Raw genomic sequence first — 14,714 nt, 5'->3', positions numbered from 1 at the left:
ATGAAGATCCTGCACACCTCGGACTGGCACATCGGGCGCACCTTCCACGGTGTCGACCTGCTGGCCGATCAGCGGCGTGCGCTGGACGCGGTGGCGGACATCGTGCGTGATCACGGTGTCGACGTCGTGGTCGTTCCGGGCGACGTCTACGACCGTGCGGTGCCCAGCGCCGACGCGGTTCGCCTGTGCACCAGTGCTTTCGAGCGCATCCGGGCGGCCGGTGCCCGCATCGTCGTCACGTCGGGCAATCACGATTCGCCCGCGCGTCTCGGCGCCGGCGCCTCGTTCGCCGCGGCCGGCGGCCTGCACGTGTTCACCACGGTGGCCGCGGTGGGGGAGCCCGTGGTCGTGGCCGACGAGCACGGCGACGTCGCGTTCTACGGCATCCCCTACCTCGAACCGGACGCCACCGCACGGGAACTCGGGGTGGCGGGCGGCCGGTCGCACGCGAGCGTCCTGGCGGCGGCGATGGGTCGCGTGCGGGCCGATCTGCAGGACCGGCCGGCATCGACACGCTCGGTGGTTCTCGCGCACGCCTTCGTGGTCGGCGGCGAGGCGACGGGATCGGAGCGGTCCATCTCGGTCGGCGGTGTGGAGACCGTCGCCGCGGGCGCGTTCGCCGGGGTCGACTACGTGGCGTTGGGGCACCTGCATTCCCCGCAGGAAGTGGAGCCGCATGTGCGGTATTCCGGTTCCCCCGTGCCGTATTCGTTCGGCGAGCGTTCGCACCGCAAGGCGGTGTGGCTGATCGATCTCGACGCGCAGGGTCTCGCCGACGTGACGCGCATCGATCTCCCGGTCGTGCGCGAACTGTCCGTGCTCGAGGGCACGCTCGACGAGTTGGTGTCCGACGCGCGGTTCGCCGCGGCCGAGGAGCACTACGTGTCGGCGGTGCTCACCGATGCAGTGCGGCCGCTGGACGCCATGCGCGCTCTGCGTCAGCGGTTTCCGTTCGCGGTGCATCTCGAGTGGCATCGGCCCGTGGGCTCCGACCTCGGCCGGTACCGAGACAAGGTGATCGGCCGGACGGACGCCGCCATCGTGCGCAGTTTCGTCACCGACATGCGGAGCGCACCGTCGGACAGCGAGTGCGCGCTGCTCGACGCCGCGGTGGAAGCGGCCGTGGCGCAGCAGGATTCGTCGACCGCGACGGCGGAGGACCGGTCGGTGGCGATGTCGGCGTGAGGCTCCACGCACTGTCGGTGACGGCGTTCGGTCCGTTCGGCGGATCGGTCGACGTCGACTTCGACCGGCTCGGCGCGGACGGGCTGTTCCTGCTGCACGGCCCCACGGGTGCGGGCAAGACCTCGGTGCTCGATGCCGTCGCGTTCGCCCTCTACGGGGTGCTCCCCGGGTCCCGTCGGGAGAACCGGCGGTTGCTCTCCGACCACGCCGAGGCGGGTGTCGCGCCGCGGGTCGTGCTCGAGGCCACCCTGGGCGGCCGCCGCGTCACCCTCTCCCGCACCCCGGAATACCTGCGGCCCAAGCGTCGAGGCGACGGCGTGACCAAGCAGAACGCGTCCGCCTCGCTCGTGTGGGAGGACGGGGACGGCGAGAACCTCACGCGCATCGACGAGGTGGCGCGCGAGGTCGAGCGGCTGCTCGGCATGCGCGTCGACCAGTTCTTCCAGGTGGTGATGCTGCCGCAGGGCGAGTTCGCGCGGTTCCTGCGCGCGCGCACCGAGGATCGCGGCGCTCTGCTCGAGCAACTCTTCGACACCGACCGATTCTCGTCCGTCGAGCAGTGGTTCGCCGAGCGCCGGCGGGCCGGGGCCGACGCGTTGGCCGGCCGGACGGACGCTCTCGACCGCCTCGCGGCTCAGGTGGCCACCGCGGCGGGAGTCGAGCACGCCGTCGGTGACGACGTCGTCGACTGGGCCACCGGTCTGGCGGAGGACGCCCGTGACCGGGTCGTCGTCGAGCAGGCGAGGTTGGCCGCTGCGCGCGCGGACCACGACGCCGCCCGCATCGCGGCCGCGGACGCGCACCGTCGTGCCGACGCGCGTCGCCGCGGCGAGGCGGCACAGGCGGCCCTGGCCGTGCTGTCCGCCGGTCGTGCCGACCGGGAGCGTCGCGCCGAGGAGCTCGACGCCGCCGGTCGCGCCGAGGCCGTGATCGGTCGCCTCGCGGCGTACGACGCGGCCCGCCGGCGTGCCGACCGCGCCGAGACGGCGATGACGGCGGGGGTCGACACGGCCGCGAGGACTCGCGCCGCCGACGTCGTGGCGGCGTTGTCGTGGCCGCCGTCCGAGGACGACGCGGCGCGGCTCGACGCAGCCGTGCAGGACTGGAGCGGGGAGATCGCCGTTCTCGACGGCGTCGCCGAGGTCGAGCGGCACCGCGCGAGTGCCGACCGTGACCGTCGTACGGCGCTCGACCGCGTGCGGGAGCTGACGGAGACGCTCGCGGACGCACGGGCTCGCCTCGATGCCGTGCCGGCCGACCGCCTGCGCTTGGACGCCGAGCTCGCCGACTGTATCGATGCCGCGGCCGCTCTGGGGTCGGCCGAGTCGCGTCGGGCGGAGGCCGCCGCCGCGGTCGATGCGCGACTGGAGCGTCGACGGATCGAGCGTCGACTAGCGGAGGCCGTCGAGACGGCCGACGCTGCGCGTCGCAACTGCGACGAGCTGCGCGCGCGGTGGCTGGACGTGCGCGAACGGCGACTCGACTCCATGTCGGCGGAACTCGCGGCGCGGCTGACAGCGGGCGAGCCGTGCACCGTGTGCGGTGCGACCGAACACCCGAGGCCGGCCGTGCGCCGGGAGGATCACGTCGATCTCCGGGACGAGCGCGAGGCCGAGGCGCGCAAGAGTGCGGCCGAGGCCGACGAGGTGTCCGCGCGGGCACGGGTGGAGCACCTGCGGGAGACCCTGGCAGCCCTGGGTCCCGACGACGCGGCCGACTCCGCGGCGCTCGCCGAGCGTCTCGACGCCGCCACGGCCGAGGTGGTGCGGCTGCAGGAGCGGGCGGTCCGACGCGAGGCGGTCGCGTCCGCGCGGGCGGCCCTCGACCGCGAGGCCGACAAGACCGCGGCTCGCATCACCGCCGTGTCGGCCGAGCTGGCGTCCACGCACGAGCGACTCACCGCGCTCGAGACCCGGATCGCCGAGGACACCGCGCGGGTCGAGTCGGCGATCGGACCCTCGGCGTCGGTGGCGGACCGTCGCCGGGGTGTCGAGGAGGCCATCGACGCGGCACTCGCCGTGCGCGACACCCGGACCGCCGCCGCCGCGGCACGCACCGCGGCGGACCGGGCGAACGCGGACGCGGACGACGCGGTCACGGAGGCCGGGTTCGCCGGACGAGCCGAGGCGATCGCCGCCGCACGCACGGCGGAGGCCCGGGAACGGCTGCGCGCCGACCTCGCCCGCGCCGAGCGTGAGGAGGCCGCCGCGGGCGCCGCACTCGCCGATGCCGACGTCGCCGCAGCGATGATAGACGGCCCGGTGGACACCGATGCCGTCGACGCGGTGGACGTCGCCACCCGCGAGGCGTTGGACCGAGCCGTGGCGAGCGCCGACGAGGCCGAGCGCCGGTCGCGTCAACTCGCGGACCTGACGGCTCAGCTGTGGTCGGTGGCGGACGCGATCGGGCCGCTGCAGCAGCGGCAGCAGGAACTCGAAGCCCTGGCCGACGTCGTTGCCGGTCGCGGCGCCAACGCCCGCAAGATGTCGCTTCGGTCCTATGTCCTCGCCGCGCGTCTGGAGGAGGTCGCTGCGGCCGCGTCGTTGCGGTTCCGGCGCATGTCCGAGGGGCGCTTCGAGTTCGTGCATTCCGACGAGGCCGGGCCGCGCGGCACTCGCGGCGGCTTGGGCCTGGACATCAGGGACGACTACACCGGAGTCGTTCGACCGGCGGGCACGCTCTCGGGTGGGGAGGCGTTCTGCGCGTCACTTTCCCTCGCTCTCGGGCTCGCGGACGTCGTCGCGGCTGAGGCCGGGGGCGTCACCCTCGACACGATGTTCGTCGACGAGGGCTTCGGCACCCTCGACGCCGAGTCGCTCGACGCCGTGATGGGCGTGCTCGACGACCTGCGGTCCGGCGGTCGCACGGTCGGCATCGTCAGTCACGTCAGCGAACTGCGCGACCGCGTCCCCAGTCGACTCGAGGTGATGCGGGGGCGGACCGGATCGACCGTGCGGGTGCACGCCCCGGCGATCTGACGATCAGCTGTCCGTCGTGCGGTTCGTGTCCTCGGACGGGCCCGGATCCGGGGCGAAGCGGGTCCCGTGCTCGTGCACGACGACGGGCGCGTCGTCCCCCTCGGTCCCGAGATCGTCGTGCACCTTCTCGGCGATCACGTTGGCGGGCGGGTGCTCGTCCGACCGGAGCTCGATCTGCTCGTTGACGTACCGGACCAGGACGGCCGCCGCGGCGGCGACGGGAACGGCGAGGAATGCGCCGATGATGCCGAAGACGGAACCGCCGGCGGTGACGGCGAGCAAGACGACGGCCGCGTGCAGCTTCATCGACTTGCTCTGCAGGATCGGCTGCAGCACGTTGCCCTCGATCTGCTGCACCGCGAGGATGATGACGAGGACGATCACCGCGGTGGTGAAACCGTTGGCCACCAATGCCACCAACACGGCCAGGGCGCCGGCGACGAACGCACCGACGATCGGGATGAAGCCACCGAGGAACGTCAGCGTCATCAGGACCGGGGTCAGCGGCACGCCGAGGATCAGCAGTCCGATACCGATGAAGATCGCGTCGATGGCGCTCACGACCGCCTGGGTGCGGATGAACCCGCCGAGCGTGTCCCAGATGCGGCTGAGCACCTCGGCGATGTGCCCGCCCGCCTTGCGTCCGGCGAGACCGTGCAGCCAGGGGAGGAAGCGCGGGCCGTCCTTGATGAAGAAGAAGCTCAGCACCAGCACCAGGCCGAGCGTCACCAGGATCGACCCGGCGGTCGCGACGCCGGAGAACACGCCGGACGCGATCATCGCCCCGCTGTCCTGCAGCTGATTGCCCAAAGCCTGCACGGCGCTGTCGATCTGCTGGTCGTCGAGGTTCACCGGCGGGCCCTCGAGCCACGTCTGAACCTGGTTGATGCCCTCCTGGGCGCTGTCCGCCAGTTCCGGGGCCTGGTCCATGACGGACGGCACGATGAAGGCGACCACGCCGGCCAGCACGGCCAGGAACCCGAGCAACGACGTCACCGCGGCGAGCGCGGGTGGGGCTCCGATGCGCCGCAGCCACCGAGTGGGCGGCCAGAGCACGGTGGCGACGATCAGCGCGAGCAGGACCGGCAACACGATGACCCAGAGCTGACCGATCAGCCAGCCGCCGACCCACAACGCTCCGGCGATGACCAGGAGCATCGCCGACCACTTGGCGAGCCACGCACCGCCGCTGCCGAAGAGTGCGGATCGGTCGCGGCGCGGGCGGCCGGCCTCGGTGTCGGTCGTGGTGTCGGCCGCGACGCCGGCGGCGGACGAGGTTGCGTCGTTCTCTCCCACGGTGGGGTGTTCCTTCCCGTTGGGGGTGGTCACGAACCGACCCGAGGAGAAAGGTCGCCTGCGTCCTGCACTGTACCCGGGCGGCACCTTCTCATCCCTCACCCCGTCGCGGCCGGATAGGCCCCCCGGTCGAGCAGAGCCACCCGCCACAGGTGCATCGAGGCCGACGAGCGCCACGGTGACCAACGCCCCGACTCGCGGAGATCCACCCCCAGCAGCGCAGCGCCCTGCCGCACGACGAGGTCGGTGTCGAGCAGCACGTCGGGATCCCCCTGGACACGCATGGACACGTACCTGGCCGTCCACGGTCCGACGCCGCGGAGCGCGAGCAGGTCGGCCTCCTGTTCCGTCGCCGGGCGCCCGCGGTGCAGTTCGACCGCGCCGTCGGCGAGTCGTCGCGCCGTCTCGGCGATGGCGGTGACCCGCCGCGCCGGCCCGGTCAGGACGGTCGCGCCCTTGTCGGCCACGGCAGCGGGGGTGGGGAAGAGGCGGACGATGCCGTGCTCGGCAGCCCCGGCGTCGTCACCGACCGGGTCGCCGAGCGCCGCGACCAGCCGCGCGGTGTGGGTGGCCGCGGCGCCGAGGGAGATCTGCTGCCCGATCATGGTGCGCAGCAGAGTCTCCGACGGATCCACGGATCCGGGGACCCTGATACCGGGCGCCTCCGCGACCGACGGCGCGAGGGCCGGATCCGCCGCGAGCACCGCGTCGGCGTCGGCGGAGTCGACGTCGGTGCCGTACAGCAGGCGCACCCGGTCCAGAGCGTCCGGGACGTTCCGCTCGTCCGCGGTACGGACGGCGACGTGCAGGACCGTCCCACCCCGGCGCCGGTCGAGCCGACACGACACCACGGCCGGGCCGTGGGCCAGACGCAGCGAGCGCCGGTAGGTCCCGTCGACCACCGTCTCCATGCCCGGAACGGCGTGACCGGCGAGGAACCAGCTCATCCACTGGACGTCGTACGGCTCGGTGACGTCGAGGTCGGCCTCGGTGGTGGTCCAGCGCGGTGCGGTCACCACCTCATGGTGTCAGCGGCGGCGTCAGCAGCATCGGGCTCCCGGGTTGGCGTCGGCCTCCGCGTGACGACGACGCCAGTACTCCCGTTCGGAGGGAACGGGCGCGCCGGGGTGTCGTCGCTGCAGATGGTCGACGTAGCGGGCGTAGTCGTGGTCTCCCATGACGGAGGTGATCCACCAGTGCACGCCGCGCAGGGAGCGGAGAACGACGTCCACGCTCAGTGCCCGCCGTGCTTGGTGCCGGGACGGTCCACCACCCCGGACTCGATGAGGCGGTCCCACTCGGCCTGCACCGTCTTCTCCGCCTCGGTGGGGACGAACCCGCTGGGGGCGAACATCTTCGACGGCACGTCGGGCTCTTCGGTACTGGGCAGACCGCCCTGCCGAATCGCCTTGATGCACACCATCGCCCCGGCCGCGGCGACCACCAGCACCAGCCCGGCGAACACGATGGACAACGTGCCCTGGATGAAGGTGTTGCGGATGACGGCGTCGATCGCCTCCGGTGTGGCGGCGGTGCGGAACTCGGTGAGCCCCTGCGCCTTCGCCTCCTTGAAGTCGCTGTGCTGCGCCCAGTATCCGATGGCCGGGACCGAGGAGAAGATCTTCTGGTAGGAGGCCGTCATGGTGACCACCAGGTCGAACACCAACGGCACACCCGGGATCCAGGCCCACTTGAAGAGGCCCTTCTTCATCACGACGGTGAGCACCACGGTGAGAGCGATCGCGGCCAGCAGCTGGTTCGCGATGCCGAAGAGCGGGAAGAGGGTGTTGATGCCGCCGAGCGGGTCGGTGACGCCCATCAGCAGGATGGCGCCCCAGGCGCCGACCACGACGATCGAGCAGATCCAAGCGCCCACGCGCCAGGAGGGGTCGCGGAACTTCTTGGCCGGGCCACCGAGGTTGCCCAGCGAGTCCGAGAGCATGAATCGCGCGACGCGGGTGCCGGCGTCGACGGTGGTGAGGATGAAGAGCGCCTCGAACATGATCGCGAAGTGGTACCAGAAGGACTTGAGGCTCTCGCCGCCGAAGACCTGGTGCAGCACCTCGGACATGCCGAAGGCCAGGGTGGGGGCACCGCCGGTGCGCGAGATGATCGACTCCTCGCCCACGTCGGCCGCGGCCTGCGACAACTCGGCAGGCGTGATGTCGCCGCCGGACAGTCCGAGGCCGTTGACGTACTCCGCGGCGGTGTCCGGGGTGCCGCCGGTGAGCGCGGTGGGCGCGTTGAGGGCGAAGTAGATGTGCTGGTCGAGGATGCACGCGGTGACCAGCGCCATGATCGCGACGAACGATTCGGTGAGCATGCCGCCGTAGCCGATCATCCGCATCTGCTTCTCCTTCTCGAGAAGCTTCGGCGTGGTGCCGGACGAGATCAGGGCGTGGAACCCGGAGAGCGCGCCGCACGCGATGGTGATGAAGAGGAACGGGAAGAGCGAGCCCGCGAACGCCGGGCCGTTGCCGGTGCTGGCGAAGGACGTGGTGTCGGGCATCTGCAGGACCGGACGCGCGATGAGGATGCCGACCGCCAGCAGGACGATGGTGCCGATCTTCATGAACGTCGACAGGTAGTCGCGCGGGGCCAGCAGCAGCCACACCGGAAGGACCGACGCGGCGAGGCCGTAGGCGATGAGCAGCCAGGCGACGGTGACCTTGGAGAGCGTGAACCAGTCCGAGCCCCAGTCGGTTTCGGCGACCCAACCACCCGCGACGATGGCGAGGAGCAGCAGCACCACACCGATGAGCGAGACCTCGGAGACCTTGCCCGGGCGCAGGTAGCGCAGGTAGACCCCCATGAACAGTGCGATGGGGATGGTCAGCGCGATCGAGAAGACGCCCCAGGGACTTTCGGCGAGGGCGTTCACGACCACCAGGGCCAGCACCGCGATGAGGATGATCATGATGACGAACACGGCGACGATGGCGGCGGTGCCGCCGACCACGCCGAGCTCCTCGCGGGCCATCTGGCCGAGGCTGCGGCCGCGGCGGCGCGTGGACAACCACAGCACCAGGTAGTCCTGCACCGCGCCGGCGAAGACGACGCCCACGATGATCCACAGGGTGCCGGGCAGGTAGCCCATCTGCGCGGCGAGGACGGGGCCGACCAGGGGGCCGGCGCCGGCGATGGCCGCGAAATGGTGGCCGAAGAGCACGCGTCGATCGGTCGGCAGGTAGTCCTTGCCGTTCTCGAGGATCTCCGCCGGAGTCGCACGATCGTCCCGCGGCCGCACGACGCGGTTCTCGATCAGGCGGGCGTAGAACCGGAACGCAAAAATGTAGGTGCACACGGCGGCGATGACGAACCACACCGCGTTGGGGTTCTCCCCGCGCACGATGGCGACGATGGTCCAGGCGACACCGCCCAGAATGCCGATGAGGACGAACATGATGCGCTTGGCCGCGGACATCGGAGTCCGATCGACCACCGCGACCGGGGGCAGATCGTCGTCGTTCTTGACGAACTCGACGTGGGGGTTGTCTCTGTCGGAAACGACGGTCATCTACGGAGCTCCTGCGTCGGAAGGGCGATCATCGTGTGATCGGGGACACTGTAAGCAGGGGCACCGACATTTCGTGGCGGTCTTCGCGCGCGCCCGTGTCACGACCTGACAACGCCGCCTGTCTCGCCGCGTCGTCCGCCCGCGGGACGGCCTACGATGCTTTTCGTGTCCGATCACCCCGAGTACAAGCCCAACCCCGAGTACCGAGCCGACGGCGGCGCGCCGGGCACGGGGTCGACCGCCGGTGTCGGCACCGGGTCCTTCGGGCAGGCGGGCTACCAGCAGGCGCCGTCGTTCCCGAACCCCGAGCAGCAGCAGCCCGCGTACCCGCAGCAGCCGTACGGCCCGCCGCCGCTGCCTCCCACCAACGCCGGGTGGGCCGTCGCCGCACTCGTCTTCTTCTGGCCGCTCGCGTTCTCGGCGTTCAACCACTCGAGTTCCGTCTTCCCGCGGTGGTCGCTCGGCGACTACCAGGGCGCGCACTACGCGTCGGAACGCACGAAGCAGCTGGGCAAGTACTCGCTCTACATCTTCGGGGCGCTCTTCGCGCTGTTCATCCTGTTCTACGTCGTGATCATCGCGGTCGCGGTGTCGGCCGGATCGAGCTACACCTACTGACCGTTAGACTCTTCTCCCTGTGAGCCTCACTCTCGGAATCGTCGGTCTGCCCAACGTCGGCAAGTCCACCCTGTTCAACGCACTGACGCGGAACGACGTCCTCGCGGCGAACTACCCCTTCGCCACCATCGAGCCCAACGAGGGTGTCGTGCCGTTGCCGGACCCGCGGCTGAACGAGCTGGCGAAGATCTTCGGTTCCGAGCGCATCCTGCCCGCGCCGGTCACGTTCGTCGACATCGCGGGAATCGTGAAGGGCGCGTCCGAAGGGGCGGGTCTCGGCAACAAGTTCCTTGCCAACATCCGTGAGGCCGATGCCATTTGCCAGGTGGTGCGCGTGTTCGCCGACGACGACGTGGTGCACGTCGACGGCCGTGTCGACCCCGCCGCCGACATCGAGGTCATCGAGACCGAGCTGATCATCGCGGACATGCAGACCCTGGAGAAGGCCGTGCCGCGGCTCGAGAAGGAAGCGCGGACGCAGAAGGACCGAGCGCCGATGGTGGCCGCGGCCAAGGAAGCGCAGAGCATCCTCGACAGCGGTAAGACCCTGTACTCGGTGAAGGACACGTTCGACGCGTCGCTGCTCCGCGAGCTCAATCTGCTCACCACCAAGCCGTTCCTCTACGTCTTCAACGCCGACGAGTCGGTGCTGACCGACGAGTCCAAGGTGGCCGAGCTGCGTGCCGCCGTCGCCCCGGCCGACGCCGTGTTCCTCGACGCCAAGATCGAGTCCGAGCTCATCGAGCTCGACGACGAGTCCGCCATGGAGCTGCTCGAGAGCATCGGGCAGTCGGAGCCGGGGCTGCACGCGTTGGCGCGCGCCGGTTTCCACACCCTCGGTCTGCAGACCTACCTCACTGCGGGGCCGAAAGAGTCGCGGGCGTGGACCATCCACCGAGGCGACACCGCTCCCCAGGCCGCGGGCGTGATTCACACCGACTTCGAGAAGGGCTTCATCAAGGCTGAAGTGGTGTCCTACGACGACCTCATCGCCGCCGGATCCATGGCCGCGGCCAAGGCCGCCGGCAAGGTGCGCATGGAGGGCAAGGACTACGTCATGGCCGACGGGGACGTGGTGGAGTTCCGCTTCAACGTGTGACGGGCAGAATCAGTTGATGATCTCGGCGCGCTCGTCTCGCATGACGGCGATGCGATCGCGCCACTCCTGCAACGCTTCCGGCGCGAGACGCGGCCAGTCGTGGATCTCCTCGACGACGCGCAGCGGGTCCCGGCTGCGGCAGGAGCGGGTCGGATTGCCGGGGAACTTCTTGTCGGTGACGTTGGGATCGTTCTCCCACTCGCCCGTCGGCTCGACCCGGTAGACGTGGGGGTTGCCGTCGCCTGCGGCCAATTCGGCGGCCAGGCCGGCGCCGCCGATCAGGGCCGTGAAGTAGATGTGGTTCATGACGACCTCGGGCCGATAGTTCGACCGTCGACCGGCGGTGAGCAGATCGCCGGGAGTCAGATCGGCCTTGGTGCCGTGGTAGAACGGGCCGTCGTCGAGCGCCATCGTGACAGGGTACGACGGGTGGGTGCCGCGTGGGACGATCGCGGGATGCCGTCACCGCAAACGCTGTCCGACGACGATCGACGCGTCCTGGCGCGGTGGGCTGCGGACTGCGCGGGTCGAGTGGTCGACCTGTTCGTCGCCGACGACGACTCGGTGGGGGTGGTGCGGAATGCTCTCGACCGCACGCGCGCCTACGCCCGGGGCGAGAGCACCGCGGCCCTCGAGATCGCTCGGCGGATGGAGCCGGTGACGGCGGCACGATCCGCGACGACGCCCGCCGGTGCGGCCGCTGCGCGGGCCGTCGCCCAGGCGTCGGCGGTGGCGCACATGGGCGCTCACGCGTTGGGGGCCGCCGGATACGCGGCCAAGGCGGTGGCCCTGGCGCGTCCCGACGACCCCCACGCGGTCTCGCAGGAGACGCGGTGGCAACTCGACCGGCTGAAGGACGACGAACGCCGTGCCCTGGCGCGGCTGCCCGCCCTCGGAACGAGCACGTCCGGTCCCCTGGGAGCGGGTCTGCTCACCCGGGGTGTCCCGGGCGACGTGATCCGGGCGATTCAGTGGGACGTCGGAACGGCCTGACTCACCGCCAGCCGAGCTCCGGGGCCACGTGCGTCAGGATCGACTCCAGCAGGTGGGCGTTGTAGTCGACTCCGAGCTGGTTGGGGACGGTGAGCAGCAGCGTGTCGGCGGCGGCGATCGCCTCGTCCTGGGCGAGCTGCTCGATCAGCCGATCCGGTGTGCCGGCGTAGGTCTTGCCGAAGCGAGCCTTCCCGCCGTCGAGATAGCCCACCTGATCGCCACTGCCACCTTCGCGGCCGAAGTACATGCGGTCGGTCTCGTTCACGATCGGAAAGATGCTGCGGCTGACGGACACTCGCGGCTCGAACGGGTGACCGGCGTCGGACCACGTCTTGCGGAACCGCTCGATTTGCTCGGCCTGCAGCTCGTGGAACGGCACACCAGTGTCCTCGCTCAACAGCGTCGAACTCATGAGGTTCATGCCTTGCTGGGCGGTCCACTCGGCGGTCGCCCGCGTCCCGGCTCCCCACCAGATGCGCTGGCGCAGTCCCTCGGAGTGCGGTTCGAGACGCAACAGGCCGGGCGGGTTGGGGAACATGGGCGACGGGTTCGGCTGGGCGAAGCCCTTGCCCTCCAACAGGTCCAGGAAGATGCGGGTGTGATCACGGGCCATGTCGCCGTGATCCTTGCCCTCCGCGGGGGCGTACCCGAAGTAGCGGTAGCCCTCGATGACCTGCTCGGGCGATCCTCGGCTGACGCCGAGCTGCAGGCGGCCACCCGCGATGAGGTCCGTCGACCCTGCGTCCTCGACCATGTAGAACGGGTTCTCGTACCGCATGTCGATGACGCCGGTGCCGATCTCGATCCGGCTGGTCTTGGCACCCACGGCGGCCAGCAACGGGAACGGTGACGCGAGTTGGTTCGCGAAGTGGTGCACCCGGTAGTAGGCGCCGTCCGCACCGAGTTCTTCGGCCGCGACGGCAAGGTCGATCGACTGGTGCAGGACGTCCGCCGCGCTTCGAGTCTGCGAATGCGGCGAGTCGGACCAGTGACCGAACGAGAGGAACCCGATCTTCTTCATGGAAGCTTCAACCTCGTTGTCGAAGGAACTATTCCTGTTGGACACTGGGACCGTGAGTTCCACCGTCTTTGCCCTTCGCCCGCTCCCGGCCGCTGCTCTGGACGACGCCGCGGCGCTGCTCGCGACCGCGTTCGAGGGCTACCCGTGGACACAGTGGGGCGTTCCCGCGCAGGACCACGCGGTCCGGCTGACCCGGTTGCAGCGTCTCTACCTGCGGTACGCGCGTGAGCACGGGATCGTCCTGGCCGATTCGGACGTCACCGGTGTGGTGGCGCTGCTCCCGCCTGATCCGCCGGAGCCGCCGACGAGCATGCAACATGACGTGGTGGCCCTGCACGGTGATCGGTGGGAGGCGGTCGCCGGGGCGGTGACGCCGCCGCCGCCGACCGGGTCGTGGACCCTGGAAACTCTGGGCGTGGACCCGCGCTGTCGCGGACGCGGCCTCGGTGCCTCCTTGGTGCGCGCAGCCCTCGACGCCGTACCGGCCGATATTCCTGTCGCGCTGGAAACCTCAGACCCGCGCAACGTCCGCCTGTACGAGCGGTGCGGTTTCGGTCTCACCGCGACGACACACATTCCCGACGGCCCGACGGTCGTCTCGATGGTGCATCCCGCCGCGACCTGAACGCCCGAGGTCAGAACGGGGGTGGGGTGTCGTCCGGTGTGATGACCCTGCGGAGTCGGTTGCGGTTTCGCTCCTGTCGTCGGCGGGCGTGTTTCTGCTCGGTGCGTGGAGCGGGTCGTTGGCGCTCGGCCGGAGCCCGTTTCGGGGGCGGTTTCGGTGTGCCTGCGATGGGTGGGTCGCCGAAGACGATGGCGTCGAGTCCGGGGTGGATGTCGTGTCCGGTGAACGCCGGTCCGAGGACGGTGCGCCCGTCGGGGATGGTGATGGTGCGGATCAGCCGGCTCGGGTCGGTGGGGTCGGGGTACTGGTCGTCGACGAAGTCGGCGAACGTCTTCAGTAGGTGGTGGAAGCGGCATTTGGCGCCGAGTCCGGTCGCGCTGGTACGCCCGCCCCGCTCGGGGTGGGTGTGGTCGTATTCGGTGATGTGGTCGAGGTCCCCGTCCCACGCGGGTCGGTTGCAGCCGGGCCAGGTGCAGAACAGATCTCGGGCACGGATGTACGCATCCAGGGCTGCGGAGGGCCGGTAGGGGTTCGACGGTTGCGTTGCCGGCAGTGGGGTGTCGGTGCCGTCACCCAACGGCCGGATGATCGTGCCGGGGTCGGCGGCGAGGTCGCGGACGTGGGCGCCGGAGATGATGCCGATGCCGGGGAGGAACCCGACACCGTCGACCATGTCGAGGCCGATGGGCTCCTCGCACCCCCTCGTGTGGTCCACCGCAGCGTCACTGGCGGCCGCATCACGGTCCGCAGAGACGTCGACGCGATCCGGTGACACCGACTGTGCCGCAGCCGTTTCCGACGCAACGGGCTCAGTAGCAACGGTTCCCAGTGCAACGGTCTCCGGCGCAACAGGTTCCGTGGCAGCAGGCTCCGACGCAACGGGTTCCGCCGCGGACGGTTCGGTCGTCACCGACGCGGAGGTGTCCACGGCCAGATCCGGTCGGGGGAGGTGCTGCGGTGACCGGCAGACGCGCTCGTTCTCGGGGGCGGGGACGGGGCCGGTGAGGGTGGTGGTGTCGGTGACGAGGTGGATCACGATGCGGGGCGGTCGCCGCGAACTTGGTCAGGTCGATGCTCTTGTAGCGGCAGTCGGTGATGGGGCGGTCACAGTTGCAGCCGAATCCGGTTTGAGTGATCAACGCGTAATGCGCATCGGACGCCCGCGCGGCCTTGGAGCGGGTGACCTTCGGGCACACCTGCGCAGCCAACCTCGTCACGGACGCGTGGAGAGCAACGATGTCCTCCGCCGGCCGGGTGTCCGTCGCCGACGCCAAACCGTCACGGCCCATCTCGACGGTGAACTCCCGATTCCGCTTCGCCTTCTCCCGCCGGGCGCGGACGGCATCGGGATCACGGCGGTCGACCATCATGTCGACCATGGC

Annotated in this window: 13 protein-coding genes and 1 pseudogene; 6 read left to right on the top strand and 8 right to left on the bottom strand. The window is 70.5% G+C overall.

The window, feature by feature from the left end:
* Both BMZ18_RS15450 and BMZ18_RS15445 read left to right on the top strand, forming a co-directional pair.
* Positions 1-1,185, top strand: coding sequence for an exonuclease SbcCD subunit D (locus BMZ18_RS15450; RefSeq protein ID WP_068365434.1), 1,185 nt, complete (start codon positions 1-3; stop codon positions 1,183-1,185).
* Positions 1,182-4,163 carry an AAA family ATPase gene (locus tag BMZ18_RS15445; RefSeq protein ID WP_074922293.1) on the top strand — a complete coding sequence of 994 codons (2,982 nt, stop codon included), beginning with the start codon at positions 1,182-1,184 and terminating at the stop codon, positions 4,161-4,163. The genes BMZ18_RS15450 and BMZ18_RS15445 overlap by 4 nt, the downstream gene beginning before the upstream one ends.
* A 3-nt stretch (positions 4,164-4,166) precedes the next feature.
* Here BMZ18_RS15445 and BMZ18_RS15440 read toward each other — a convergent pair whose 3' ends face one another.
* The 4 genes from BMZ18_RS15440 to BMZ18_RS15425 all read right to left on the bottom strand — a co-directional run bounded on the left by BMZ18_RS15440 (position 4,167) and on the right by BMZ18_RS15425 (position 8,976).
* Complete coding sequence (locus BMZ18_RS15440) at positions 4,167-5,492, bottom strand: AI-2E family transporter (protein ID WP_371828510.1); 1,326 nt, start codon at positions 5,490-5,492, stop codon at positions 4,167-4,169.
* A 65-nt stretch (positions 5,493-5,557) separates the two neighbouring features.
* Complete coding sequence (locus tag BMZ18_RS15435; protein WP_244516562.1) at positions 5,558-6,475, bottom strand: DNA-3-methyladenine glycosylase family protein; 918 nt, start codon at positions 6,473-6,475, stop codon at positions 5,558-5,560.
* 24 nt (positions 6,476-6,499) lie between these two features.
* Entirely contained in the window at positions 6,500-6,691 is a 192-nt protein-coding gene (locus BMZ18_RS15430; protein ID WP_068102391.1) for a YbdD/YjiX family protein, read from the bottom strand.
* 2 nt (positions 6,692-6,693) lie between these two features.
* On the bottom strand, positions 6,694-8,976 hold the full coding sequence (locus tag BMZ18_RS15425) for a carbon starvation CstA family protein (protein ID WP_068102389.1): 2,283 nt from the start codon (positions 8,974-8,976) through the stop codon (positions 6,694-6,696).
* Positions 8,977-9,141: 165 nt separating this feature from the next.
* Here BMZ18_RS15425 and BMZ18_RS15420 point away from each other — a divergent pair, with 165 nt between their 5' ends.
* Together BMZ18_RS15420 and ychF are read left to right on the top strand one after the other, a co-directional pair.
* Complete coding sequence (locus BMZ18_RS15420; protein ID WP_074922288.1) at positions 9,142-9,594, top strand: CD225/dispanin family protein; 453 nt, start codon at positions 9,142-9,144, stop codon at positions 9,592-9,594.
* A gap of 19 nt (positions 9,595-9,613) precedes the next feature.
* Positions 9,614-10,693 (top strand): redox-regulated ATPase YchF, encoded by a 1,080-nt coding sequence (gene ychF, locus BMZ18_RS15415; protein WP_068365429.1) that lies wholly within the window; start codon positions 9,614-9,616, stop codon positions 10,691-10,693.
* A gap of 9 nt (positions 10,694-10,702) precedes the next feature.
* On the opposite strand, the gene arr is transcribed toward ychF, so the two are convergent.
* Complete coding sequence (gene arr, locus BMZ18_RS15410) at positions 10,703-11,104, bottom strand: NAD(+)--rifampin ADP-ribosyltransferase (RefSeq protein WP_068365430.1); 402 nt, start codon at positions 11,102-11,104, stop codon at positions 10,703-10,705.
* A 45-nt stretch (positions 11,105-11,149) separates the two neighbouring features.
* Here arr and BMZ18_RS15405 point away from each other — a divergent pair, with 45 nt between their 5' ends.
* Positions 11,150-11,686, top strand: a complete 537-nt coding sequence (locus BMZ18_RS15405) for a putative immunity protein (protein WP_068365435.1) — start codon at positions 11,150-11,152, stop codon at positions 11,684-11,686.
* A 1-nt stretch (position 11,687) separates the two neighbouring features.
* Here BMZ18_RS15405 and BMZ18_RS15400 read toward each other — a convergent pair whose 3' ends face one another.
* A complete protein-coding gene (locus BMZ18_RS15400; RefSeq protein ID WP_068365431.1) occupies positions 11,688-12,707 on the bottom strand; it encodes an LLM class flavin-dependent oxidoreductase in 1,020 nt (339 codons plus the stop codon).
* Positions 12,708-12,759: 52 nt separating this feature from the next.
* Between BMZ18_RS15400 and BMZ18_RS15395 the strand changes: the two genes are divergently transcribed.
* Positions 12,760-13,332: a GNAT family N-acetyltransferase gene (locus BMZ18_RS15395; protein WP_068365432.1), complete on the top strand. Its 573-nt coding sequence runs from the start codon at positions 12,760-12,762 to the stop codon at positions 13,330-13,332.
* Between the two features lie 10 nt (positions 13,333-13,342).
* Here the strand turns inward: BMZ18_RS15395 and BMZ18_RS15390 are convergent, their stop codons facing one another.
* Both BMZ18_RS15390 and BMZ18_RS20335 read right to left on the bottom strand, forming a co-directional pair.
* Positions 13,343-14,368: an HNH endonuclease signature motif containing protein gene (locus tag BMZ18_RS15390; RefSeq protein ID WP_244516561.1), complete on the bottom strand. Its 1,026-nt coding sequence runs from the start codon at positions 14,366-14,368 to the stop codon at positions 13,343-13,345.
* Positions 14,369-14,444: 76 nt separating this feature from the next.
* Positions 14,445-14,699: pseudogene (locus BMZ18_RS20335) on the bottom strand (DUF222 domain-containing protein); the annotation flags it as partial.
* Positions 14,700-14,714 lie beyond the last annotated feature (15 nt).

The sequence above is a fragment of the Rhodococcoides kroppenstedtii genome (assembly GCF_900111805.1).
Lineage (GTDB): Bacteria > Actinomycetota > Actinomycetes > Mycobacteriales > Mycobacteriaceae > Rhodococcoides > Rhodococcoides kroppenstedtii.
This window is presented reverse-complemented; position numbering and strand designations above follow the sequence as displayed.

What these genes read in the sequence shown, in the direction of transcription:
- BMZ18_RS15450 (WP_068365434.1), top strand. Translation starts at nt 1, where the DNA reads ATGAAGATCCTGCACACCTCGGACTGGCACATCGGGCGCACCTTCCAC.
- BMZ18_RS15425 (WP_068102389.1), bottom strand. Translation starts at nt 8,976, where the DNA reads ATGACCGTCGTTTCCGACAGAGACAACCCCCACGTCGAGTTCGTCAAG.
- arr (WP_068365430.1), bottom strand. Translation starts at nt 11,104, where the DNA reads ATGGCGCTCGACGACGGCCCGTTCTACCACGGCACCAAGGCCGATCTG.
- BMZ18_RS15405 (WP_068365435.1), top strand. Translation starts at nt 11,150, where the DNA reads ATGCCGTCACCGCAAACGCTGTCCGACGACGATCGACGCGTCCTGGCG.
- BMZ18_RS15400 (WP_068365431.1), bottom strand. Translation starts at nt 12,707, where the DNA reads ATGAAGAAGATCGGGTTCCTCTCGTTCGGTCACTGGTCCGACTCGCCG.